Annotated in this window: 22 protein-coding genes; 12 read left to right on the plus strand and 10 right to left on the minus strand. The window is 40.8% G+C overall.

The genetic code is table 11. The features are described 5' to 3' along the window. The first annotated feature begins 19 nt into the window (after positions 1-19). A complete protein-coding gene (locus PESP_RS10260; RefSeq protein WP_089347947.1) occupies positions 20-571 on the plus strand; it encodes a DUF4136 domain-containing protein in 552 nt (183 codons plus the stop codon). Between the two features lie 339 nt (positions 572-910). Here the strand turns inward: PESP_RS10260 and PESP_RS10265 are convergent, their stop codons facing one another. Together PESP_RS10265 and PESP_RS10270 are read right to left on the minus strand one after the other, a co-directional pair. Then, entirely contained in the window at positions 911-1,894 is a 984-nt protein-coding gene (locus tag PESP_RS10265; protein WP_089347948.1) for an IS110 family RNA-guided transposase, read from the minus strand. Positions 1,895-2,211: 317 nt separating this feature from the next. Further along, on the minus strand, positions 2,212-2,700 hold the full coding sequence (locus tag PESP_RS10270; RefSeq protein WP_089347949.1) for a peptide-methionine (S)-S-oxide reductase: 489 nt from the start codon (positions 2,698-2,700) through the stop codon (positions 2,212-2,214). Positions 2,701-2,876: 176 nt separating this feature from the next. Between PESP_RS10270 and PESP_RS10275 the strand changes: the two genes are divergently transcribed. Then, a complete protein-coding gene (locus PESP_RS10275; protein ID WP_089347950.1) occupies positions 2,877-4,730 on the plus strand; it encodes a TonB-dependent receptor plug domain-containing protein in 1,854 nt (617 codons plus the stop codon). A gap of 372 nt (positions 4,731-5,102) precedes the next feature. Here the strand turns inward: PESP_RS10275 and PESP_RS10280 are convergent, their stop codons facing one another. Next, complete coding sequence (locus PESP_RS10280; protein WP_089347951.1) at positions 5,103-5,366, minus strand: YkgJ family cysteine cluster protein; 264 nt, start codon at positions 5,364-5,366, stop codon at positions 5,103-5,105. A 169-nt stretch (positions 5,367-5,535) separates the two neighbouring features. On the opposite strand from PESP_RS10280, the gene PESP_RS10285 reads away from it, so the two are divergent. The 5 genes from PESP_RS10285 (at position 5,536) to PESP_RS10300 (ending at position 13,602) form a co-directional block, all read left to right on the plus strand. Further along, positions 5,536-6,717, plus strand: a complete 1,182-nt coding sequence (locus tag PESP_RS10285; protein WP_089347952.1) for an efflux RND transporter periplasmic adaptor subunit — start codon at positions 5,536-5,538, stop codon at positions 6,715-6,717. Continuing rightward, positions 6,714-9,863 (plus strand): efflux RND transporter permease subunit, encoded by a 3,150-nt coding sequence (locus tag PESP_RS10290; RefSeq protein WP_089347953.1) that lies wholly within the window; start codon positions 6,714-6,716, stop codon positions 9,861-9,863. Before PESP_RS10285 ends, PESP_RS10290 begins: the two co-directional genes overlap by 4 nt. 612 nt (positions 9,864-10,475) lie before the next feature. Continuing rightward, positions 10,476-12,272, plus strand: a complete 1,797-nt coding sequence (locus PESP_RS10295; protein WP_089347954.1) for a SulP family inorganic anion transporter — start codon at positions 10,476-10,478, stop codon at positions 12,270-12,272. A 132-nt stretch (positions 12,273-12,404) separates the two neighbouring features. Then, positions 12,405-12,572 carry a hypothetical protein gene (locus PESP_RS20445; protein WP_164504417.1) on the plus strand — a complete coding sequence of 56 codons (168 nt, stop codon included), beginning with the start codon at positions 12,405-12,407 and terminating at the stop codon, positions 12,570-12,572. A gap of 133 nt (positions 12,573-12,705) precedes the next feature. Beyond that, the gene (locus PESP_RS10300; protein WP_089347955.1) at positions 12,706-13,602 is read left to right on the plus strand and encodes a dienelactone hydrolase family protein; all 897 of its coding nucleotides are present in this window, start codon (positions 12,706-12,708) and stop codon (positions 13,600-13,602) included. Positions 13,603-13,654: 52 nt separating this feature from the next. Here PESP_RS10300 and PESP_RS10305 read toward each other — a convergent pair whose 3' ends face one another. Both PESP_RS10305 and PESP_RS10310 read right to left on the minus strand, forming a co-directional pair. Continuing rightward, a complete protein-coding gene (locus PESP_RS10305) occupies positions 13,655-13,999 on the minus strand; it encodes a VOC family protein (RefSeq protein WP_089347956.1) in 345 nt (114 codons plus the stop codon). Positions 14,000-14,012: 13 nt separating this feature from the next. Next, complete coding sequence (locus PESP_RS10310) at positions 14,013-14,948, minus strand: LysR family transcriptional regulator (protein WP_089347957.1); 936 nt, start codon at positions 14,946-14,948, stop codon at positions 14,013-14,015. Positions 14,949-15,173: 225 nt separating this feature from the next. Between PESP_RS10310 and PESP_RS10315 the strand changes: the two genes are divergently transcribed. The 5 genes from PESP_RS10315 (at position 15,174) to PESP_RS10335 (ending at position 19,650) form a co-directional block, all read left to right on the plus strand. Further along, positions 15,174-16,199 (plus strand): zinc-binding alcohol dehydrogenase family protein, encoded by a 1,026-nt coding sequence (locus PESP_RS10315; protein ID WP_089347958.1) that lies wholly within the window; start codon positions 15,174-15,176, stop codon positions 16,197-16,199. Positions 16,200-16,419: 220 nt separating this feature from the next. Beyond that, entirely contained in the window at positions 16,420-17,526 is a 1,107-nt protein-coding gene (locus tag PESP_RS10320) for an L-dopachrome tautomerase-related protein (protein ID WP_089347959.1), read from the plus strand. Positions 17,527-17,577: 51 nt separating this feature from the next. After that, on the plus strand, positions 17,578-18,132 hold the full coding sequence (locus PESP_RS10325) for a thioredoxin family protein (RefSeq protein ID WP_089347960.1): 555 nt from the start codon (positions 17,578-17,580) through the stop codon (positions 18,130-18,132). Beyond that, complete coding sequence (locus PESP_RS10330; RefSeq protein ID WP_089347961.1) at positions 18,129-18,917, plus strand: glycine betaine ABC transporter substrate-binding protein; 789 nt, start codon at positions 18,129-18,131, stop codon at positions 18,915-18,917. Before PESP_RS10325 ends, PESP_RS10330 begins: the two co-directional genes overlap by 4 nt. 79 nt (positions 18,918-18,996) lie before the next feature. Next, the gene (locus PESP_RS10335; protein ID WP_089347962.1) at positions 18,997-19,650 is read left to right on the plus strand and encodes a nitroreductase family protein; all 654 of its coding nucleotides are present in this window, start codon (positions 18,997-18,999) and stop codon (positions 19,648-19,650) included. Between the two features lie 68 nt (positions 19,651-19,718). Here the strand turns inward: PESP_RS10335 and PESP_RS10340 are convergent, their stop codons facing one another. The 5 genes from PESP_RS10340 to ribB form a co-directional block, all read right to left on the minus strand. After that, positions 19,719-20,303: a class I SAM-dependent methyltransferase gene (locus PESP_RS10340; protein WP_089347963.1), complete on the minus strand. Its 585-nt coding sequence runs from the start codon at positions 20,301-20,303 to the stop codon at positions 19,719-19,721. Between the two features lie 184 nt (positions 20,304-20,487). Next, complete coding sequence (gene grxB / locus PESP_RS10345) at positions 20,488-21,120, minus strand: glutaredoxin 2 (RefSeq protein ID WP_089347964.1); 633 nt, start codon at positions 21,118-21,120, stop codon at positions 20,488-20,490. 215 nt (positions 21,121-21,335) lie between these two features. Then, positions 21,336-22,469 (minus strand): L-dopachrome tautomerase-related protein, encoded by a 1,134-nt coding sequence (locus PESP_RS10350; RefSeq protein WP_089347965.1) that lies wholly within the window; start codon positions 22,467-22,469, stop codon positions 21,336-21,338. A gap of 8 nt (positions 22,470-22,477) precedes the next feature. Then, on the minus strand, positions 22,478-22,969 hold the full coding sequence (locus tag PESP_RS10355; protein ID WP_089347966.1) for a cupin domain-containing protein: 492 nt from the start codon (positions 22,967-22,969) through the stop codon (positions 22,478-22,480). Positions 22,970-23,162: 193 nt separating this feature from the next. Next, on the minus strand, positions 23,163-23,816 hold the full coding sequence (gene ribB, locus PESP_RS10360) for a 3,4-dihydroxy-2-butanone-4-phosphate synthase (RefSeq protein ID WP_089347967.1): 654 nt from the start codon (positions 23,814-23,816) through the stop codon (positions 23,163-23,165). Positions 23,817-23,926 lie beyond the last annotated feature (110 nt).

Consider the following 23,926-nt stretch of genomic DNA (forward strand, 5'->3'; position numbering starts at 1 on the left):
TTTTATTGGAGCAAACGTAATGAAAAATATACTTATTGTTGCAGCGATAGCACTACTTACAGCCTGTACACAGACCCCTGATTGGGATTACGACAAATCAGCCAACTTTAGTAATTTTAAAACATTTGCTTGGGTAGAAAACGCGAGCTTAACTAAAGACACCACAAATTATCAAATTAATGGCTTAATGGAAAAACGCGTTCGTACCGCTGTTAATAAAGAGCTTAGCCAAACGTTGGGAATGAGCTTAGTAGACGCAGCACAAGCGGATGTACTGGTTAACTACCATGCATCGGTAGATAAAGAGCTTGAAGTTGATACCTTTAACGTAGGTTACGGCGCTCGTTGGGGATACTGGGGTAGCGGTTTTCAACGTGACATTAGCGCCCGTGAATACGAAGTGGGCACTTTAGTGATTGATATTATTGACCGTGAATCAAATCAACTAGTTTGGCGCGGTGCTAAAGAAGGCCGTTTAAAGAAAAAACAATCGCCAGATCAACGCGAAGCGTCAATTAAAGAAACCGTCGCTAATATTTTAAGCAACTTTCCGCCGCACAAGCAGCTGTAAATTAAAACTAGCTTTAAATAAGTTTTAAAAAAGCTCACATTACGTGAGCTTTTTTAATGCGTGTATATTTTTAGAGATTTCAAGCTTAAGTAAATACGAGCTACGCTCGTCACGTCAGCAAGCTGCACGTCTACAAAAACACCGTGTTAAACGTTATCGGTAGTCGCTAAGCTTGCTTGTGCGAGAAGCGTAGCTTCTAACTACTTATCTTTATGTACTTACCTTCACTTTAAATTACGAGCTACGCTCGTCACGCCAGCAAGCTACACGTCTACGAAAAACACCGTGTTAAACGTTATCGGTAGATACCATCTCTCATTTTAAGCTTCAAGGTCGTATTTAACTTTCTTGGAGCTTAAACGCTTCTTGGTTTTTTATTACACCAAAACATATATGAATAAGCTTTCGCATATTTGCACACACAGCTTGCATCGGTGTTTTACCGTTATTTATTAATGTTAACTTGTGTCGTTTTATTCTTTTATTCCATTGCCCAGCGACAATGGCTGCCATGTAGAGTTTACAGCGAATTCTGGCTGGCCCAAGTTTACTGATTGATGTTCGCCCTTTTAATTTACCCGATTCATTGTGACGTGGGATTAATCCACAATAAGCTGCTGCTTCTTTGGCTTTATTAAATTTTTTAGCCGCAAACAAATATGTCAACTCTCTCGATAATACAGGCCCAATGCCAGGGATAGACTCAAGTAGTTTCCTGTTTCTTTTCAAACCAGGCTCATTATCTATGTGATCATCAATGTCAGATTTAAGCTGTTTAATTTCGTCATCTAAAAACGCGATAGTCACTTTTATCGATTGGCGAACACGTGCTGAAACGTTGCTGAATTCACTTGCTTCTAATCGGTTAGCTTCTCGTTGTCGGTTACTCTCAAGCGCATCTAAACGACGGACAAGGGCTTTAAGCTCTCTAACTTCTAACGCTTCAGGTTGCCAATAATCAACGACTGCGTGCTTTGCACTGCCGTAGTGGGCAAGCATCGTTGCATCAGATTTGTCTGTTTTATGAATTATGTTTAACGCGTCTGCATACTTTTTAGCTTTGCCTGTATTCGCTAAAATAATATTAAAGCCTTGCTCGTGTAAAAAATACATCAGTGCTTCATGATAAACACCCGTTGGTTCGAGGGTGATAACGAGCTCACTAGCAGCTCTTTTAGTTGTATTTAAAAGCCACTTTTCTATTGCTAAAAAGTCTTGGCGCTTGTTTTTAAATACTTTTGTTTTAATTTTGTTTGTAAGTTGGTCTCTCAACCACGATAAATCAATCTTCTCTTTACTAATATCAATGCCGATAAACATCATCTCTACTTACTCCTCTTGTACATACAGCATCTACTTATATAAAAGTGTGCTTGGATACCATTCAGTTTGTGAGAATAGAAAGTCAGGGCTTTATCTACCGAGCAGTATAAAATACTAGGCGCTGAGGCAAGCTCACTGACTTCGATGTGATAAATGATAGCTAACCACTTATCAATGAGAGATACAAGGCGCTAAGCTTGCTTGCGCGAGAAGCGCAGCTTCTAATTACTTATCTCTATGTACTTATTTTCACTTTAAATTACGAGCTTCGCTCGTCTCGTCAGCAGCTGTACGTCTACAAAAACACCGCGTTAAACTTACGATTTATACTTATACAATAACTCAAAAGGTATATGGCAATAGTCATCTGGGTGGTTAGTTAACCGGTCTTGGTGCTCTGCATCGCTTGGTACGTAATTAGTAAGCAGCTCTACCTGTACAACAATTTTTTCTGCATCACTGCGCTTATTTATATAATTGCTTGCTGCGTCTAAATGGCTTTGATGTTTACTGTAAATAGCAGTGCGGTATTTAGGGCCTACGTCATCCCCTTGTTTATTAATACTGTATGGGTCAATAATTTCAAAAAAGTAGTCAAACAGCTTATTTAGGCTAACGGCGTTTAGGTCAAAAATTACCTTTACGCATTCGGCATAACCATCATAGTCGCCGTCTGTCGTTTTACTTGACCCATTAGCGCGCCCTGCCTGTGTACTAACAACGCCTGGTAAGTGTTTCATAAACTCTTGTACGCCCCACAGGCAGCCACCAGCAAAGTAAATAGTATGATGTTCTTTAGTATCCATTATAAATGTTACCTAATAAGTGAAGTGTAAATGGTTATCAAATGCAGTTATTAACAAATTAATGTACAATCGCGCACAAAATGACTGCTGTTATATTTAGCTATTTTATCATGCTCAAATGTGGGCTTTAAAATTAATTGTAACCGCAGCTACAAATAAAAAACGACGAGAAACACATGAATCGCACACCACACATTATATTACCTGCCCTTTTATGTAGTGTTACCCCATTAACTTATGCTAATACGCTACCTGATGAGTCATCAATAGAGCAAATAACGGTTGAAGCCTCACCTACTGCGAATAAACTGCCTGTGGGTACATTTGACTCGCCTATTTCTAATTTAGAGTACGACCCACGTGTTGATCTTCAATCGCGTAATATGGCTGAGGCGCAAGCCGATGTAACTATTCGTGGTGGGATTTTTGAAAACACCGGTTTTAGAGTAGGAAGCGCTACCCTGCTTGACCCGCAATCTGGCCATTATTTTGCTGAAATACCTATTGCACCACAAATGCTAAGTGGCCCAGATATTTTAACCGGTGCTGATAACGCACTGTACGGTATGAACAGCTCTGTAGGTACGGTTTCGTTTGGTTGGAAACCAATTATTACTGGCGGTAGTGTATCGCTTGGTACTGGCACAAACGACTTTAACCTGCAAAGTATTCACGCTGCTAAAAACACACAACTTGATAGCTTAGCTAACTATACCCTGGGCTTTGAAGGTGAGTATTCTCACTCGCAAAGTGATGGCACTATTGATAATGGCGATCATGACTTTTCGCGCGCCTCAGCACGCGTGCAATTAGCAAGCGAGCATAGCCAAACCGAATTATTTTATGGCTCGCAAGATAAGTTTTTTGGCTGGCCTAACTTATATACCCCTTTTGGCGTTAACGAAACTGAAGATCTAGAAACACGCCTTTGGATGCTTAATCACAAGCAAAACTACGCTGAAAACAGTCACTTTGAAGTATCGGCGTATTACCGTACCCATGACGATCACTATATATACTCGCGCGAAAACCCTAGTGCATTTGAAGCTTTTCATAAAAGCGAGGTTAAATCGCTTGGACTTTCGGGTCGCCATGCACAAAGCAATGCACTGGCAATAAATTACTCAGCACAATTTATTGATGACTCGATTGAATCTACAACACTTGAAAACAACTTTACCTCACGAAAATATTATAAGCTGAGCGTATTGCCCCAATACACTATGGCATTAAAAGCAAATCAACAGCTTACCTTTCGTTTAGGCGCTGCTTATGATGATACAAATCGCGATGATGCTGAAGTATCAGCTATTGGTGATATAACCTTAAACACCCAAAATAGTGACGGCACAGCGCAAAGTATTTATTTATCATACGCGCAGGCAAGCCAAGTTGCAGGCTACACAGCCATTGGCGGCAGCGATTCTGGCGGGTTATTTAGAAGTAACTACAACCTTGAGCGCGAAACTACTTCAAACTTAGAGCTAGGCTTATTACTAGAAGAGCAAAGCTGGCAGTTAAACTCGGCTATTTTTTATCGAAAAGATACTAACTTAACCGATTGGACCTTTAATTTTGACTCTACCTCTGCGCGCTTTGCAAACCCAGTTGATATTGATACTGCAGGGGTTGAATTTTTAGCGACTAAGCACTTTGATACAGCAAAACTTATTGCTAGCTACACCTATTTGCATAAATCAGAAAACTACGGCGCAGCCGATATTGATGCCAGTTTTTACGCGTTAAACTTTCCTGATCACCGTTTAACACTTGGCGCTGTGTACAACCCAACTGATATTTTAGAATTTAGAATTGATAACGAATGGCGTACACAACACAAAAACGCGCTTAGAAACGGCCACGACAATGCGTTATTTACCCAGCTAACACTTAAAATAACCCCGCCTCAGTTAAGCAATTTATTTATTACTTTAGCGGCTGATAACTTATGGGATGAGTCGTTTGAAGAAATACCAGGTACACCAGGACGCGGTGAGCAATATACGTTAAGCGCAACGTATAGCTGGTAAAATTAAAGCGGCGTTTACAAACTCAATTTATACTTTGATTTGTAAACGCTGTGTTTTTTATAAAAGCGCTATTTTAGACAAAAAATATTGTACAAAAAGAAGCGAATGAGGAGTAAATGAGAAAACACAAGCCAACTATTACTTAAAGTTAATCTCTTCCTCTAAAAGCACAGCGCCTCTTCCCCTCTTTGTGAATAAATCACTTTTACAGGCTTTGCCTGTCACGTAAACAAGCTTCACGTCTACAAAAACCGTATATCTGCATATTTGCGGTAGACGCCGAGCTTGCTCGCGTGAAAAGCGCAGCTTTTAATTATTAAAAAATCACTAGGTAATAGATAAATGTAAATATATGTGTATTAACCCCATAAGCTAAGTTAATTGCTCAAGCTCGGTTATAAGCGCTAAAGCCTCTGCATTAGTTGACCCACATATATCAAATGTGGCGCTAAAATCGCTACATACTTTTGGGCGACTTTCATCGCCAAATAATTTACATAAATTACGCTCATCTAGCTGAATACAACGCTCTCCGGCTTTTTTGCCATTTGGCATCCCTGGGATTGGGGAGCTAATACTCGGTGCAATGCAACACGCACCGCAGCCTAAACGACACGTCATAGGCTCTGTTTTCATAATAACCTCAGTTAATAAAACTATGCAATTTGCAGTGTATTTTCACCTATGCATAGTCAATTGTTTATTTGTAATACACACATGTAATGCTTTGTTACATCTTCAAACGCCTTGTAAACACTTTATTGCGTATTATTGCCTTGTCACCAAATATATGAAGGAATGCCTTGTGGCTACTAAAAAACAAATTTTACTACCAGTCGCGGTTTTAGCTGCCGGGATTGCACTCACAATTGGCCTTTCAGCAATGAAAACGCCACCAGAAGAAAAACCAGAGCAAGACACTCGCCCGCTGGTTGCGGCAAAAAGTGTAAACATTGATGCTATAACGCTTGATGTAAAATCGTACGGCGTTGTAAAACCTAAAGACCGTACCGAGCTGGTTGCTCAAGTAAGCGGGCAAGTTATTTCAGTAGCCGGGCAATTTGTAGAAGGCGCGTTTGTTAAGCAAGGTGATATTTTAGCACGAATTGATCCAAATGATTACGAAGCCGATTTAATTGAGGCCCAAGCAGGCCTTGCACAAGCAAGTTCAGCGCTCGAAATAGAACGCGCACAAGCCCACGTTGCTAAAGCCGAATGGGAACGTATTAAATCAGACTCAAGCGATTTTATCGCATCGGAGCTTTATTTACGCAAACCACAACTTGCTGAAAAAATGGCAAACTTTAAATCTGCTCAAGCCCGTGTAAAACGCACTAAACGTAATTTAGAACGTACTTATATAAAAGCCCCATATGATGCAATTATAAATGAGCGCACTATTAGCTTAGGCTCGGTAGTAAGTGCAGGCAGTAAATTTGGTGAGCTTAGCGCGACCTCAGTTGCAGAGGTACGTTTACCAGTCGCAGATAAAGAGCTGCAGTATTTAAGCAATGGCGGTATTGGCGCACTGGTAACGCTTAACGCAGAATTTGCCGGCAAGCAAACTACGTGGCAAGCCAAAGTGGTACGTAGTGAAGGCGTTGTTGATCAAACCAGCCGTATGAGCTATTTAGTTGCGCAGTTACCTACCCCGTATGCTGATAACACTAAGCCACTTCGTTTTGGTTCGTACATTAACGCCACAATTGAAGGCCGAGCGCTCGATAACGCGATTATTGTTCCGCACCATTTAGTTAAAAATAACAAAATTGCTATTTTAAATGATAATCAAACCCTTAGCTTTAAAACGCTTAATATTGTACGTGAGCAAAATGGCATGGTAATAGCCGACCAAGGGTTAAATAATGGCGAGCAACTTATTACCTCTGCCCTTGAATACCCAACAGAAGGTATGGCGGTTAAGCTAGAAGGCATTGAGCCTAAAAGCGATGTAACGCAATTAGCACTTAAAGAGGATACGCCATGAGTACCTCAGAAAAAGGCTTAATTGCTTGGTTTGCACGTAACCCTGTTGCGGCAAACCTAATTATGATTTTTATACTTATTGGCGGGCTTTTAACGGCGCTGACAATTCGTAAACAGGCATTTCCGCAGTTTGAAAGTAACTGGGTGAGTATTGAAGCGGTATACCCAGGCGCAGCCCCGCAAGAGGTTGAAGAAGGCATAACTATAAAAATAGAAGAAAACCTTGAAGGTACCGAGGGTATAAAGCGTTTAATAACCTACTCTAACCGAGGTTATTCACAAGCATGGGTAGAAATAGAAGAAAAATACGACCTACAAGAAGCCCTAGACGAAATAAAAGCGCAAGTAGACTCTATTAATACCTTTCCGGCTGGGATGGAACGCCCCGTTATTCAACGTGAAAAATTTCAGCAAGAGGTAATGATCCTCGCGCTTTATGGCGACATGAGTTACTACCAGCTAAAAGAGCTAGGTAACGACATAAAAGATGAACTACTCGCCTTACCTGGCGTTAACTTAGTCGATTTTTACAGTGGCCTAGATTACGAAATAGGCATAGAAATAAGCCCCGATAAATTACGTGAATACGGCCTTACATTTAGAGATGTATCAAGTGCGGTGCAAAACTTTTCTACCAATATGTCGGCAGGGCAAATTCGCTCTGACACAGGCTATATTTCAATGCGTGTTGAAAAGCAGGCCTACCGTGGCGGCGAATTTGCAAAGCTTCCGCTTATAACGCTTGCCGATGGCGCACAAATTAATTTAGGCGATGTAGCGACGATTAACGATGGCTTTGAAGAAGGCCTACTTTACTCTAAATATAATGGTAAAAATTCACTCTCGTTTGAAGTAGATGCCTCAAAAGATCAAGACATAACCGATGTAGCTAAAATTCTTAAAGGCTATATGGCAGAAAAACAGTCAAAACTTCCACAAGGCGTAAAGCTCTCACCTATTGTTGATTTAACTTACTACCTTGAAGGTCGACTCGATATGATGATCGACAACATGGTATGGGGCGGTATTTTAGTAATGATAATACTGGCGCTGTTTTTACCGCTGCGTTTAGCATTTTGGGTAATGATGGGCTTACCAGTGTCTTTTTTAGGTGCCTTTTTGTTTATGCCAATTGGCTTTTTAGACATCACCATAAACATGGTGTCGTTATTTGCCTTTATTATAGTACTCGGGATTGTGGTCGACGACGCCATCGTTGTGGGTGAATCGGCCAGTGCCGAAATTGAAAAACATGGCCATAGCCTTGATAACGTTATTCGTGGTGTTAAGCGCGTAGCGATGCCTGCAACCTTTGGGGTATTAACCACTATTGCAGCGTTTTTACCGCAAGCTATGGCATCAGGTCCTGGTGCTGCGTTTTCTAAGGCCATTGGTGTCGTTATTATTTTGTGTTTGATTTTCTCGTTAATCGAATCAAAGCTAATATTACCGGCGCATATTGCTGCTATGAACCCGCGTAAACCAAACCCTAAAAACCCATTACATAAACTGCGTAATGTGGTTGATAGTGGCTTAAAACACTTTGTACAAAACTACTACACGCCTTTTATAGGCCATTGTATACATTATCGTTATACCGTAATTATAGGTTTTTTATGTATATTAATAGTGAGTGCAGGTATGTTTGCAGGCGGCTTAGTTAAGTTTGTGCCTAACCCTAAAATACCGCATGACTTTCCGCGTATTACACTTGAAATGAACCTTGCCTCTTCAGAGCAAGCAACGCTTGAAACCGCCCGTAAAATAGAAGACGTTTTACTTAAAGTAGATAAAGAACTTGAAGAGCAATACGGCCAAAGCATGATACGCGATTTATCGGTAAGCTTACGTGGGCGTACTCAAGCAAACATTATGGCTATTTTAGTAGAGCCACACTTGCGCCCTATTGACACTTTTGAATTAAGCGCGCTATGGCGTGAACAAATGCCACCGCTACCGGGTGTTAAAACGCTTAATATTCAAGATAATATTTTTAGTGGCGGACGTGATGACGGCGATGTAAGTTTTAGACTGCAAGGCAAAAATGCCGATGAGTTAAAAGAAGTAGCCGGTAAACTAAAAGCTAAATTGCAAAGCATGGAAGGTGTTGGCGATGTAAACGACTCACTACAAAGTGCTACCGACGAAGTACAGCTTGATTTAAAACCACTGGCCTACAGCATGGGGCTAACCCTTGCCGATGTTGCATCGCAAGTAAGCTTTAGTTACTACGGATTAGAAGCACAGCGTATTTTACGCGAAGGCGAAGAAATTAAAGTAATGATTCGCTACCCAGAGAGCGAGCGCAACTCAATTAGTAATATTCAAAATGCGCGTATTATTACGCCAACCGGTGCAGAAGTGCCGTTAAGCGAAGTAGCCGAAGTTAGACTAGTAGATGGTGTAAACCGTATTCGCCGTGAAAACTCAAACCGTACCGTTAATGTATGGGCAGCGGTAAATACTGACCAAGTTGAACCGTTTGCTATTGCACAAGAGATTCGCGATACCTATTTACCTTCGCTGCTTAAAAGCTACCCAGGCGTTAAAAGTAATGTGGCAGGACGCGTACAAGAAGAAATGGACAGCGCCGATGAGCAGTTACGCGACTTTGCTATATCGCTGATGATAATATTTGCGTTATTAGCTATTCCGCTTCGCTCGTACTCGCAGCCGCTTATTATAATGTCGGTTATTCCATTTGGTGTAGTAGGTGCAATGTTTGGTCACGTAATATTAGGCATGACCATGAGCGGGCTGTCTATGTTTGGCATTATTGCGGTAGCGGGCATTGTAGTAAACGACTCACTCGTAATGGTTGATTTTGTAAATAAAGCACGCGCAGAAGGTATGGCTGTAAAACAGGCCGTTATGCAAGCAGGTGCTAAGCGCTTTAGAGCCATATTGCTTACCTCAATCACTACCTTTATTGGGGTAATGCCAATTATTTTGGAAACCAGCTTACAAGCTAAAATAGTTATTCCAATGGCGGTATCGCTGGCCTTTGGTGTGCTATTTGCCACGGTAATTACCTTAATACTTATACCTTGCCAATACGTAGCACTAGAAGACGCTAAGCGCCTTACACGTAAACTACTTGGTAAATCGCAATCTGTAAGTGCTCAACCAACACCTACAAATAATTAAAAATTCTCTCCCAACCAAAAAAGCTCGGCCTAATACGCCGAGCTTTTATTTGCCTGCATATTGCCCTGCATTATTAATAGTTTTTATAAAGTGTTTCAAATAAATTGTATGTAATTATTTTATGTTTATCAGCGTATTATGCGCCCTCAATTTAAAGCACCGCTAACGAGTAATAGCTTTATTGCTTAGCATTAGCTCACACCGCAATGGTTTTGAGCCGCTTAATAGTTAAGTGCCCTCCACTTAGCTCTAATAATGAGGGCGTGTTGACCTTTGGCGTTTGAATTTGCAGCAGTATGTTTGGTTTTTAGGCAAGGCAGAGCCTATGAAGTGTGGTTACTCCCCATAAATAGGCGATAACGTAGCATAAATGCCAAACATACGCTGCCCTTTGGGTTCTGCCTAGGGGCGATAAACTCTTTGTTGCTCGGTTTTTACTTAGCCCACTAGGTTACAAACCTCGCGCCGTGATTTGATCGCCCCTAGATTGAACAAATCTCAACCCGCAAAGATCAACACGCCCTATACACGTAAATTTTAAAACACCAAAATACACTGCTATTCGCTTAAAACGCCATGGCATGTAGTTTATTTATGCACCCGAGGAACTCTATGTTTGATTTAATAAGCAAACGCAGCGCTAATTTAAAAAATGACGTTTTAGCAGGCTTAACCGCCGTGCTAACACTCATCCCAGAAGCGGTCGCGTTTACCTTTGTAGCCGGTATTGACCCAATGATGGGACTATATGGCTCTTTCTTTATTGGTTTTATTACCGCTGTTTTTGGCGGCCGCCCTGCTATGATTTCTGGCGCGGCGGGCTCTATGGCCGTAGTAACTACCGCGTTTATTATTATGTTTGGGCTAGAGTATTTACTGGCTGCTGTGGTGTTAACCGGTGTGTTACAGGTTATATTTGGCGCGCTTAAAAAGGGCAAGTTTATAAGGCTATTACCTCACCCTGTAATGCTTGGCTTTGTAAACGGCTTAGCCATAGTAATTGGTATGGCGCAATTTGGGCAATTTAAAGAAAACGTTCGTGTGGTATACGATGAGCAACACGATATGTTTACTTACGCGGGCGATTGGATGCAGCTAACCAGCCCAGCCATGCTCACCATGATGGGGCTAATAGCGTTAACCATGGCCATTGTGTATTTTTTACCACGCTATACCAAAGCAATTCCTGCGCCCCTTGCCGCTATTGCCGTATGTACAGCCCTAGTTACATTTACGCCGCTTGAGTCAAAACTTGTTAGCGAAGTTGTGCACACGCAGCGTACTTCAATGATTGAAAAAGAAATCATTACTGAAAACTTTGATGCGGTAAAAAATCAAATTCCTCACGGGCAATATAGTGAAGCTGCGCAAAATATAGCATTAGAGCGCCCAACTGATGCGCAAATTATGGCTAAATGGCAAGCTAACGAAGCGCAAAAAGTAGCCGAAGGATTAAAAGAGACTGCCGATCCACTTGATGGTAGCTTAAAAGGTGCATTACCAAGTTTTCACTTTCCACAAATTAGCTGGGATTTAACCAATAGCGACTCGCTCGATGCGCTAATTACCGTGTTAATGCTTGCGCTTATTTTGTCATCGGTTGGTTTAATTGAAACGCTTATGACCCTTTCGCTTATTGATGAAATAACACAAACCCGCGGGCAAGGTAATCGTGAGTCTGTGGCACAAGGCTCGGGCAATATTTTAAGCGGTTTATTTGGTGGCATGTGCGGCTGCGCCATGATTGGCCAAAGTATGGTGTGTTTAAATTCAGGTGGCCGAGGCCGTGCAGCAGGTATTGCTACCGCTTTATTTATGCTGGTATTTATTTTGTTTTTTCCAAGCTTAATTGAAATGATCCCTGTTGCATCATTAATTGGCGTTATGTTTATGGTGGTTATTGCAACCTTTGAATGGTCATCTTTACGCTTATTTGGCCGCGTTCCAAAGTCTGAAATATTTATCATTATTGTGGTATCAACCGTTACCGTATTGCTTGATTTAGCCGTTGCAGTAGGCATAGGTATTGTTATTTCAGCCTTAGTTTATGCGTGGAATTCTGCAAAAGAAATCCGTATTAAATGCAGCGATGAATCGCAAAGCGAAAAAACCTATCAAGTAACGGGTAATCTATTTTTTGGCTCAATAACCTCGTTTAAAGAAGGGTTTAACCCACATAACGACCCACAAAAAGTGTGTATAGATTTTGCCAATGCCAGAGTGTGCGACCAATCAGGTATTGAAGCTATACATGGTTTAAGCGTACGTTATAAAGCATTAGGTAAAACGTTGTATTTACGCCACTTAAGCCCTGAGTCTGCCCAGTTATTACAAAAAGCAGGTGATTTAGTTGAGGTTAACATTGTTGAAGACCCTAAATACCCTGTAGCCAACGACGCTATGGCGTAATAAGGCACTTGGGTAACTTACTTAAAAAGCTCGGATTTTTCCGAGCTTTTTATTTTAAATCAATTGTTTAAATTATTTTCAGCTGATAAGTTAGGCACTTATATAGACTAGCGCACATAAAAGGATGTAACTATGCCACTCATACAAATTATTCTATTTATTGCTTTTGCCGTGTTAACTACAATAGGCTACAAAAAGAATAACCGTAACTTAATGCTATTAGGTGCCATTGCTATATCGTTCGCGTTTGTGGGGCTTGATTTTTTAATAGGCGTAGAAGAAGGATTATCAGGCAGGTAAGCTAAAACTCAATAACTAATTTTATACATTAAAAAGGTTCGATAAATAAAGAGATAAACTGCTCGTTTTTTATCCCTAATACGTTATGGTAATAAATAACAATTCATAACTAATAATAATGGAAGGAGCAGCCATGAATACCCCGCAATCAGACCATATCCCCCAAGAAGCCTTTGATTGGTACGACGAATACGCCCACGGCTTAATGGACAGACGTACATTTATGAAAAAACTTGGCGGTTTAGCTGCACTTGGGTTTTCAATGAGCGTACTAACCAGTGCCCTGCTGCCCAATTATGCGTTTGCAGAGCAAGTATCGTTTAACGATGACGATATTAAAGCCACTTACGAAGAATTTGATTCGCCAAACGGGCATGGTAAAGGCAAAGGCAAAGGTTACTTAGCAGTACCCAGCACAATTGAAGGTAAACTGCCTGTTGTATTAGTTATTCACGAAAACCGAGGGTTAAACCCTTACGTAAAAGATGTAGCAAGGCGCTTAGCCAAAAAAGGCTTTATTGCCTTTGCCCCCGATGCACTCTTTCCGCTTGGAGGCTACCCGGGTAATGACGATGAAGGCCGTGCAATGCAAAAAACCATGGACAGAGCTAAAATTCAAAACGACTTTGTAGCCGCTGCTCACTTTTTAAAGAACCATTCAAATAGTAACGGCAAACTAGGGGCTGTGGGCTTTTGTTTTGGGGGTTATATTGTTAATTACTTAGCAGCCGTTGAGAGTGATTTGCTCAGCGCTGGCGTGCCCTTTTATGGCACTCCTGCCAGTGAGTCTCTTCACAAAAATATAAAAGCGCCTTTAATGATTCAATTAGGTGAGCTTGATAAACGTGTTAACGCTACATGGCCTGATTATGAAAAGAGCTTAAAAGCTAACAATGTTGAGTACACTATGCACATGTACGAAGGTGCCAACCATGGTTTTCATAACGACTCTACTGGACGTTATGATGAGCAAAAAGCAGAACTTGCTTGGCAGCGTACCTTAGCGTTTTTTAATGAAAAGCTAAGTTAATATAAGCTAATAAGTTAACGCCACCAGCTTTAAATGGGTGGCGTTATTTAAGTTAATTGAGCTCTGTAATATGTAAAAGCTCACCAGAGGGCCCCCATAAATAAATCACTTTACCCCACGGCTCTTGTTTTATCCCTTCAAAGCGAATATCAAAGTGAGTTAACTTACTAATAGTGTTAAAGGCTTCGTTTATGTTTAATACGCACACTTGCAGCATTAAGTTTTCAGCAAATTCTTTTTTATAGTATCGTTGTAAAAACAAACTGCATTCGCCTGATGTTGCAATACTTAAATCACCTGACGCCGGCTCAACATTAAAGCCTAGCGCCTGATAAAAGTCACACGATTGTTGATAGTTTTTACACGGCACAAACACTCTAATATCATCTACTTGCATAATTAGTTACCGGTTAATTTAATACGCTTTCGTCTATAATACCTTTTGCAATAAGAGCTTTTAAAATAGTGGTGCTTTTTTCTCTAAAGGCATCGCGAAGTAAGCGCACTGCAGGGGTGATTGACTGCCTGCTTGGGCATACTAGCCAAAGCTCTGTTGGTGTGGGTTTATAATCTTGCATAACGCTTACAACATTACCAGCAAGTAGGTCGTTAGACATATCTAAGCACGACTTAACCGCAAGCCCTTTGCCCGATACACACCAGCGCCTTACTAAATCGCCATCATTTGTGGCATGGCAGCCATTCATTTTAACTTTAAACTCACCATTTTGGCCGCTAAATACCCATACGTCTTTTATTATATCTTGCAGTTGATAAAACAAGCCTTTGTGCGCGGCTAAGTCGTGTGGGTGTATTGGCGTGCCTTGCTCATCTAAATATGCTTGCGTAGCGCATAATACTCGCGGTACGTTACAAATTTTAAAACCATACATACTGGCATCATTAGGTTTGCCGTAGCGCAGTGCTATATCAACCGAATCGCGATAAAAGTCGATATTACTGTCGCTAATATTGGCGCGCAGGCTTAACTGAGTGTGGGTTTGCATAAATTCGTCAAGCCACGGAATAACAATATTACGGCCTAAATCGGATGAGAGCGCAATGCGCAGCTCGCCGTCTATTGTGTCGTCATCGCTTTTCATGGTTTGTTTGGCTTGCTCTAGCATTGCTAAAGCTTGCTGGCACTGAGGTATGTAGCGCTCCCCTGCTGCCGATAAACGTAAATGCCGAGTGGTACGAATAAATAAGTCGAGCCCGAGTGCTTGCTCTACTCTTTTTACTGCAGCACTGGCTGTTGCGGTGCGCATATCTAAATTTGAAGCGGCGGCAGTAATGCTTCTAAATTCCGCCACTTTTAAAATTACCTGTAAGTCTTCTAAAAGCATTTTGTATTAATCCATTATCAACTTAATGATTTAATTATTATTTTTGGCAAAATTTAGCGCTTTAGATTTGCCGACTTGGGTGTTGAGCAACCAATAAGCCATTTATTATCTATTTTTCTTTGATAATGTTTCAATGATTACGTGGTTTATCAATATAAAAACAAATTTTACACTGTACCCATCTGCTAGTCACTAGCCACTATTTATTAAATTAGGACAATTATTATGAAAGCCATTGGATACACGCAGTCTTTACCTGTTTCAAACCCTGAGTCATTAATTGATGTGGAGCTTGCTCAACCTATAGCAACAGGCCACGATTTACTTATCAAAGTAAAAGCAATTGCAGTAAATCCTGCCGATTATAAAGTGCGTTTATTTATGCCACCAACCGATGGCCAAGTAAAAGTAATAGGTTGGGATGCGGTAGGCGAAGTCGTTGCCACTGGCGATGCGGTAACCGGCTTTAAACCAGGTGACGCTGTATATTATGCTGGCGATATTACTCGCCCAGGTTCTAATGCTGAATTTCAATTAGTTGATGAACGTATTGTTGGCTTTAAACCACAAAGCCTAAACGATGCAGAAGCCGCAGCTTTACCACTGACAGCTATTACAGCTTACGAATTATTATTTGAGCATTTAAACATTGTTAAACAAAGCGCTGATTCAAAAACAAAATCAGACGAAGTCATTTTAGTAACGGGTGCAGCAGGTGGTGTTGGCTCTATTTTTATTCAATTAGCAAAAGCAATTACAGGCGCAACCGTTATTGCCACTGCATCACGTGAGAGCTCACAAGCATGGGTTAAAAAATTAGGCGCTGATCATGTGGTTGATCATACAAAACCACTTCCTGCTCAAATTGACGCATTAAATATTGGCCCAGTAACGCATGTTGCAAGCTTACACAGCACAGATACCTACTTTGAAGCTTACACAGACGTGCTTGCACCCTTTGGTAAAATTGCCATGATTGACGACCCTGAATCGTTAGATGTAAGTAAATTAAAAATGAAAAGCTTATCGCTGCATTGGGAGTTTATGTTTGCTCGTTCTATGTTTAATGCCAAAGACTTAATTGAACAAAGCAAATTATTAAACCACGTAGCTGATTTAATTGACCAAGGCTACATTCAAACCACAATTGGTAAAAACCTAGGCACAATTAACGCTGCTAATTTACGTGCTGCCCACGAAGAGTTAGAAGCGGGTAAGTCAATTGGTAAAATTGTGCTTGAAGGCTTTTAAATAACACACATTAAACGCAATTTTTGCAATAAAGCGCTAATAACAATTAGCGCTTTTTTATGGCCACCACTTATTAACTAATAATATTTGATAAAGATTCAATTATTACACTGTTTATTGCAGATTATTATTTACCTATTATTCCTCTCAAGCAAAACGGTTTAACCATTTAGGTAATAGCCGCTTAATTATAATTTACCAAACGCAATGAGTAGCAAATATGAATAGTTTAAAAACCACATTAGCCATAGCAACACTTTCACTAGCAGCAAGTGCTGTTACAAGCGTAAATGCAGCACAGGTTGGCCCACTTGAAACGGTGACTACTTTTAACAAATACCGTGGTGCTGGCATCACTATTACGCCAGCAGGACGAATGATTGTAAGCATGCACCCGCTTGACGCGCCAAAAACTCGCGTAGTTGAAATTATGGCAAATGGTGCTCAACAGCCTTTCCCTACCATCGATTGGGCTGATGGCCCTGAGTTTGGCAAGGTAGGCCTTGCAGCCGTAATTGGTGTACATAGCGACAGTAAAGGTGTGGTTTGGATTTTAGACATGGGCAGCGAGAAAGTCGCACCTAAACTTATTGCATGGGATAGCGTAGCTAATACCTTAGTTAATACTATTGAACTAAATAAAGCAGCAGTACTTGCTAACTCATTTTTACAAGACTTTGTAATTGATGAGCGTAACGACAAAATTTACATTGCCGATATGTCATTTGGTAACTTTATGGGCGCAACTAAACCTGCATTTATAGTGGTTGACTTAAAAACTGGCGAATCAACTCGCGTACTTGAAGGCAATGCTAAGCTAATGCCAGAGGACCGTGACATTGTTATTGAAGCCTCTCCCGTTGCGTCTAAATCAGCAGAAGGTGAAACAACAAACCTTCGCTTTGGTTTAAACCCAATTACCATTGATGATAAAAATGAGTGGGTATACTTTGGCGCATTTACAGGCACAAGCGTTTACCGTATTCCGGCAAAAACGCTCGCTAATAGCACGTATTCAGATGCTAAAAAAGCAAAAAGCATTGAAGTATTTGGCCCTAAAAACCCAAGCGATGGTATGACCTACGCGCCAGGTGGCGGTATTTTAGTAACCGACCTAGAAAACAATGCAATTGGCTTAACGACTAAAGGCCACTACGAAATAATTGTACAAGACAAAAAGCTATCATGGCCTGACAGCCTAGCTGTAAGCAATGGCTGGATATATGTAACACAAGATCAGCTCCACCAACACCCAGCATTTAGCCAAGGGTTTGGTAATGCAAAACCGCCATACGTATTAACGCGTTTTCGCTTTAATCAAAAATAATTAATTATTTTATAAGCCAGCCATACCGGCTGGCTTTTTAGGAGTTAAGTGATGCTACTAGATACCCCAATTTGTGATTTTGGCTGGCAAGCGCCCAACTTTACATTAAAAAACCCGCAAGGTGAGTCTTTTAACTTAGCCGATAACCTTGGCGAAAACGCCTTGTTAATCATGTTTATTTGTAACCATTGCCCTTATGTTCAACGCATTGCAAAGCGCTTAAGCCAAGACACCGCATTATTAATAAACGAAGGTGTAAATGTATTGGCTATTATGTCGAACGACTATAAAAGTGTGCCTGCCGACTCCCCTGCTAATATGGAAAAATTTGCGAAACACCATGGCTTTTTATTTCCCTACCTTGTTGATGAAAACCAACACATAGGCAAACAATTTGGCGCTGTTTGCACACCTGATTTTTTTGGTTTTAATAAACATGGTGAGCTGCAATACCGTGGTCGCTTAGACGATGCAAAAATGAATGACGCCATAAATCGCACTGCTGAGTTAGTTAATGCAATGCGCCAAATTGCCGCAACAAACAAAGGCCCTGAGCAGCAAACACCTAGCATGGGCTGCTCTATAAAATGGAGTGATACATTATGAGTTCAACACACTTAAAATTAGGCGTAACCGATTTATCGTTTCATCATGTAACGGCTTCTTTAGTGAGCCATGTTTTAACTGATATGGGCTTTAATGTTGAGCGTGTTTATGCGCCGCATCAAGATAACTTTAAAAACCTTAAATCTGGCGAAGTAGATTTACTCGCATCAGCGTGGCTTCCTTCAAGTCACGGCATTTACAAAGCCGATGTAGAGCAAGTTATACCTCTCATTGAGCTTGGCTTGCATTATAAGCCCTATGCACATTGGGGCGTGCCAGATTACGTACCGCAAAGTGCAGTTAACGAAATTAGTGATTTGCTAAAACCTAACGTGCTTGCAAAAATGCAAAAAACGATTCAGGGCATTAATGCCGGTGCTGGCATTACCCGTTTTTCTATCAATATGATGAAAGAATATGGTCTCTCAAGTGCAGGATATGAGTTTTTCACAGGCACCGAAAATGACTGCTTTAGCGCTTTTGAAAACGCAGTAGCCACACAAACCTGGTGCGTAGTACCATTATGGAAGCCACAATTTTTGCATTACAGGCACTCCATACGTGAGCTTGAAGATCCACAAGGTTTACTAGGCAGTGTTGATAGAGCTGTACTACTGCTTCGCGAAGATAAACAAGCGCTGTTTAACCAAGCACAGTTAAACACCCTTGATAAATTACGTTTTTCAAATGACATAATTGCCGAGCTTGACTATAAAGTATGCAAAGATTTACAACCTCTCGATGATGTAACGCGTAATTGGCTTAACAACAATCCAATTAAATAATTATTTGAGCTTTGTTTTTTTAAAAAAAGGCTCAATATAAACATTATTCGGCTTAGGTAGCCACTTAACGGAGATAACCATGACCCACCCAATTATTAGTGATTTAGAAAAACGTTACACAACTAAACGTTACACAACCAAGCGCATTCCTCAAGATGATCTAGACGTAGTATATGAAGCTATGCGTCTTTCTCCTTCATCAATTAACTCGCAGCCTTGGAAATTTGTTGTAATTGAATCAGATGAAGCTAAAGAGCGTATGCACACCACGTTTGCTAACAATTTTCAATTTAACCAGCCTCATATTAAAACAGCCTCTCACGTTATTTTATTTGCTTACAACCCTAAATATACACGCGAAGATTACGCACAAGTAATTGATGCAGATATACAAAATGGCCGTACACAAAGTGAAAACCGCGAACAAGCATTTGGTGCTTTTGCCTTTGTTGATATGAATACCGATGAGCAAGGTAACAATGCAATGTGGACCAAAGCGCAAACTTACATTGCCCTTGGTAACACTATGCACGCTGCAGCCCGTTTAGGTATTGATTCAACGCCAATGGAAGGTGTAGATGCACAGCTTATTGGTGAAGTTTTTGAACAAGAGCTGGATGGCTATATTTGTGACGTAGCGCTGGTACTTGGCTACCACGATGACGCCGAAGATTATAACGCTAAGTTACCTAAATCACGCTTAGCAAAAGAGCAAGTTATTCAGGTTTTATAAAAACCTACCGAATTAAAAACCTATTAAAAAAGCTTAGCGCCAGTAAGTGCTAAGCTTTTATATACACGTTATTTTTTAGCAATAGCTTGCAAGACCGATGCTAAACCTGTGTGGTATGAGCCCTCAAACACTTCTCGCTTTAATTCTTCTAAATGTAAAAAGCTAAGCCCTGTTAAGTCATCTTCTAAATCGCTTTTTGAGGTCTTAGTATCTGCATCTGGGCCGCCTCCAGTATTATAATTTACTTGCTCAGGCGTATAGGCCTCAAGTAAAAATACCCCACCTGGCTTTAAACCTTTTACAGCGCGTTTATATACCGCTGAACGTACTGCGCTCGGTAAAGGGCAATATATAGAGACCACCGCATCCCATTTTGCCTCGCCAAAATCAAACTCTGCTAAATCGGCATGTATAAGCTCAATGTTTACATTGTGCTCTTTGGCAAGCTTTGCCGCTTTTTCAAGCCCTACTTTAGAGCCATCAACGGCGGTAACGCTGTAACCCATTTTTGCTAAAAACACGGCATTTCGCCCTTCACCCTCGGCCAAGCTTATAACGTTGCCTTTAGGTAATTGTTGATATTGCTGGGCTAAAAAATCGTTTGGCTCTTTGCCATAAGCGTATTGCTGAGTGTTATACCTTTCATCCCACATAATTACTCCTGAGCTAAAATTGTTTACACAAACATGTATAAATTGCGCTTTAGTTACTTAATAATTCCACGAATAACGTGGGGAGTAAATACGTAATAAGGTTAAATAAAAAAAGGCCAGTGACGGGATCACTGGCCTAAAAACACAATACGAAGGGAGTCGCACTGGCTGTAAAAACAGTTGTTTACTTAACTAGTGGCACACCTGATTCAAGCGCCTGATAGTTCATCCACAGGTTTAATTGCTCTGGCCATGTAATGGTTGGCTCGCAATATAAGCCACGTAAAATAGAGTAATAAATTGCGCTATCAACCAAACTCAACGATGTTTTACCATTACTTATATTTAGCTGTTTTTCAGTACCAATTAAAAATTCGTTTACTTGTAATACTATGTTGGCCGTATCTTCAATTAATTGAACAAAGTTAAGATCAGTCGTTTGCTTTTTATCTTCCCACGCGATACGGCTAGATTCTGTTTTAAACTCTTTTAAACCCAGTAATGGCCAGCGTGGTAAACCAATTTGCAGTAAAGGCGCAAATGAGCCACCTTGCCATTCAATCGCCCCCTCTGTTGGCTTAATTGCCTCATTAGCGCCAGCGAGTTCAATAAACAGGCTAATTATATCGTTGCTCTCACTCATAACAGTGCCGTCGTCTTTTTCAAGAATAGGTACCATTTTTTTGCCAATTAGTTTTGTTGGCGTTTCAGTGTCGTCGTAATCAAGTACAACTTCTTCAAGCTTTATGCCTAATTTACCTGCCACATAGGTTACACGTGAGCAAAAAGGACAATGTGAGTAGGTATATAATTTCATAATTTAATTAAGCCTGAAGCTGTTTGTTAGTGTATGCATGTAAGATACAGAATTAATAAGCCCAGAAAAACGGCCATTGGGTTGAAACTTTATCCTCTAAAAATTGATAATCCGTATTTTAAGTCGGTGACTTGCTCGATTAAGCAAGCCCTATAAAATGAAAAAACACGCCCTAAAAGCGTGTTTAAATCAGTTTTTAATTTTAATAACCGTGTTTAGCGTCCTATTACGCCCTCGGCTAAGGGTTTAAACCTAAATATATAGTAAGGTGCTTTATTTTGAGCATTTCCGTTATTTAGTTGAGCCGAAAGCGGTAACTGCGCAGCGCCTGTGTACATGTAACCATCTGGGCCAATACTTACACCATCTGGCCAAATCATGTTTTCATCGTACGTGTAATCACGGTACTTTCGTGTTTTAGCATCAATAACGCCCACGGTACGCTCACCCACTATGGTTAAATACAAGTTGTCATCGGCATCTATACTCAAACCACCGTTTACTGGTTTTTGTGCATATTGCTCTACACGCTTGCCTATTTGCTTATCAGTTAATTGCTCGTTAGCAATATCAGCCATTTTAATACGGTAAACATATTTTTTATTAAGCGGTGCAAAGTAAAGCCATTGCTGTGCGTTATCAAGCACTATGCCATCGGCACCAATAAAGGCATTAAGCTGCTTTTCTTCACTTGTACCTTCATCAATTATGATTGGCATTGAGTAATCGGGCAAAGCGCTTTCGTGACCTTGCAGCACACGTCGGCTTTTACCTGTTTGAGTATTTACAACAATAAGTGCGGCTTGCTTGCCGTTACCGCCATCAGCAATACCTTCATCGGCAATCACTAATGTATTGTATTTGCTTGATATAGCTAAATCGTTAAGTTGCGATTGAGCCTGCGAGATAGGGCTGGGTAAATAAATAATTTTATTGAGCTTATTGTTAGCAGCATCCCATGCTACTAATTTAGGTGTAATACGCGGCTTTGCCTGACCTGAGTCGAGTATCCACACATTACCTCTATCATCAGCCCTTACACCTAAAACCCAGTTTAAATAGTTAGCCGGGTTTTTTAAGCTGCCATCGCTTTTATAAGGGTTTTGCATTTGCGCATTAGGAAATGGGACTACATCGCCATTTTTTAAAAGCTCCCCTACTTTTACTGCTGGGTTATAAAAGGGGTGATAGCTAAAAATAAAGCGCTTGTTTTGCGTATACGTTATACCGCCTATTGCGCCATCTGTTTGCGCGTAAACCTCAGCAGGTACTGTGTTATTTGCAGACGCGGCAGCGCTTATTAATAAAGCAATAGCGCTTAGGCCTAATTTAGATTTATTTAAAAACATAACGTACCTTACTTTTGTACAATGTAATTTGCAGTGCCGTCTATCCAGTCTTGGCGAACTGGGGCAAAAAAGTCGATGTCTACGGTATCTTGTGTAAAGTGAAATTCGTGCGGTACATTGGCCGGAATGACCATCATGTCGCCTGCTTTCATAAGGTATTGTTTGCCGCCAGAAAACACCTTAGCCTCGCCAGAAATAATCCATGTTACCTGCTCATTAGGATGCTTATGCAATGGTACTTTTCCACCCTTTTTAGCCACCCATTTTACAAACGTAGATTGCGTTCCATGAAAATACTGGCGCGATAAATAAGGACCCATTTGTTCTTTAGGCTGGCTATCAAGGTTAAGCAGAAACGGCGTGTTAGTGATATGTTCGTTGTAGTTTGCAAATACTCCCATGCCCGGCGCGGGTGTTATTTGGCTTTCAAGACTGGCTTTTGTCGCAAAAGAGCTGGCGCTTAAAACAGAACTTGCTAATAAGAGTGTGCTGATTTTCATAATTCACCTAAATAATAAATAATGTGCTGATGCACTAACTATTGAGGCAAAGTTTACAGGTTGGGGATTTTTGAAAAACCTGCACAGACAAGAAACATTATCAAATAAAAAAGAGTAATAAAGCAATTATTACTCAATAAAAACCCAACTTTAACCGTTGGGTTTTAAAATGAAATTACACTAACCAGTTGAACTAGCTAACTTTTAGTTCGCGTGCTTGAATGTACTGTACTAGGTCTTCAATCGATACCACGGTCATACTGTGTTTATTAGCATAGTCACTTACCTGTGGTAAACGCGCCATGGTGCCATCAGAATTAGTGAGTTCGCAAATAACACCAAACGGTTTTAAACCTGCCAGCTGCATTAAATCAACAGATGCCTCGGTATGACCCCGGCGTACAAGTACACCACCGGTTTGCGCTTTTAAACCAAATACATGGCCTGGGCGTGATAAATCGCTCGGTTTTGCATTATCGGCGGTAGCCGCTTTAATCGTAGTTACTCTATCAGCTGCCGATACACCGGTTGTTACACCGTGTTTGGCTTCAATGGTTACTGTGTAGGCTGTGTTATTTTGACTGGTGTTGTTAGTTACCATTTGCGGTAGGTCGAGCTGTTTAATGCGCTCATCGCCCATGCACAAGCACACAATACCGCTGCCTTCGCGGATCATTTCGGCCATTTGTTGGGTGGTTAAGTGCTCTGCAGAAAATACAAAGTCGCCTTCGTTTTCGCGGTTTTCGTCATCAACAACAAGCACGCCTTTGCCTTGCAGCAGTGCGGCAATGGCATTTTCTACACGGGTGTGGCTTTCGCCAAATTGAGTAAGTAAAGACTGAATCATCATTATATTCCAAATAAAAATAAATAGATTCAGGACACTGAAAGGCATGGTAATACAACACAAATGTACACTTGTGTTTTATTATCAATAAACAAGCTTAAAACACGCAG

This window comes from Pseudoalteromonas espejiana DSM 9414 (assembly GCF_002221525.1).
Lineage (GTDB): Bacteria > Pseudomonadota > Gammaproteobacteria > Enterobacterales > Alteromonadaceae > Pseudoalteromonas > Pseudoalteromonas espejiana.

Excerpts from the sequence above, each read along its gene's own strand:
- PESP_RS10315 (WP_089347958.1), top strand. The coding sequence starts at position 15,174 with ATGAAAGCCATTGGATACACGCAGTCTTTACCTGTTTCAAACCCTGAG.
- PESP_RS10290 (WP_089347953.1), top strand. The coding sequence starts at position 6,714 with ATGAGTACCTCAGAAAAAGGCTTAATTGCTTGGTTTGCACGTAACCCT.
- PESP_RS10350 (WP_089347965.1), bottom strand. The coding sequence starts at position 22,469 with ATGTTTTTAAATAAATCTAAATTAGGCCTAAGCGCTATTGCTTTATTA.
- PESP_RS10260 (WP_089347947.1), top strand. The coding sequence starts at position 20 with ATGAAAAATATACTTATTGTTGCAGCGATAGCACTACTTACAGCCTGT.
- PESP_RS10305 (WP_089347956.1), bottom strand. The coding sequence starts at position 13,999 with ATGCAAGTAGATGATATTAGAGTGTTTGTGCCGTGTAAAAACTATCAA.
- grxB (WP_089347964.1), bottom strand. The coding sequence starts at position 21,120 with ATGAAATTATATACCTACTCACATTGTCCTTTTTGCTCACGTGTAACC.
- PESP_RS10270 (WP_089347949.1), bottom strand. The coding sequence starts at position 2,700 with ATGGATACTAAAGAACATCATACTATTTACTTTGCTGGTGGCTGCCTG.
- PESP_RS10295 (WP_089347954.1), top strand. The coding sequence starts at position 10,476 with ATGTTTGATTTAATAAGCAAACGCAGCGCTAATTTAAAAAATGACGTT.
- PESP_RS10335 (WP_089347962.1), top strand. The coding sequence starts at position 18,997 with ATGACCCACCCAATTATTAGTGATTTAGAAAAACGTTACACAACTAAA.
- PESP_RS20445 (WP_164504417.1), top strand. The coding sequence starts at position 12,405 with ATGCCACTCATACAAATTATTCTATTTATTGCTTTTGCCGTGTTAACT.
- ribB (WP_089347967.1), bottom strand. The coding sequence starts at position 23,816 with ATGATTCAGTCTTTACTTACTCAATTTGGCGAAAGCCACACCCGTGTA.
- PESP_RS10310 (WP_089347957.1), bottom strand. The coding sequence starts at position 14,948 with ATGCTTTTAGAAGACTTACAGGTAATTTTAAAAGTGGCGGAATTTAGA.
- PESP_RS10265 (WP_089347948.1), bottom strand. The coding sequence starts at position 1,894 with ATGATGTTTATCGGCATTGATATTAGTAAAGAGAAGATTGATTTATCG.
- PESP_RS10330 (WP_089347961.1), top strand. The coding sequence starts at position 18,129 with ATGAGTTCAACACACTTAAAATTAGGCGTAACCGATTTATCGTTTCAT.
- PESP_RS10300 (WP_089347955.1), top strand. The coding sequence starts at position 12,706 with ATGAATACCCCGCAATCAGACCATATCCCCCAAGAAGCCTTTGATTGG.
- PESP_RS10340 (WP_089347963.1), bottom strand. The coding sequence starts at position 20,303 with ATGTGGGATGAAAGGTATAACACTCAGCAATACGCTTATGGCAAAGAG.
- PESP_RS10355 (WP_089347966.1), bottom strand. The coding sequence starts at position 22,969 with ATGAAAATCAGCACACTCTTATTAGCAAGTTCTGTTTTAAGCGCCAGC.
- PESP_RS10275 (WP_089347950.1), top strand. The coding sequence starts at position 2,877 with ATGAATCGCACACCACACATTATATTACCTGCCCTTTTATGTAGTGTT.
- PESP_RS10320 (WP_089347959.1), top strand. The coding sequence starts at position 16,420 with ATGAATAGTTTAAAAACCACATTAGCCATAGCAACACTTTCACTAGCA.
- PESP_RS10280 (WP_089347951.1), bottom strand. The coding sequence starts at position 5,366 with ATGAAAACAGAGCCTATGACGTGTCGTTTAGGCTGCGGTGCGTGTTGC.
- PESP_RS10325 (WP_089347960.1), top strand. The coding sequence starts at position 17,578 with ATGCTACTAGATACCCCAATTTGTGATTTTGGCTGGCAAGCGCCCAAC.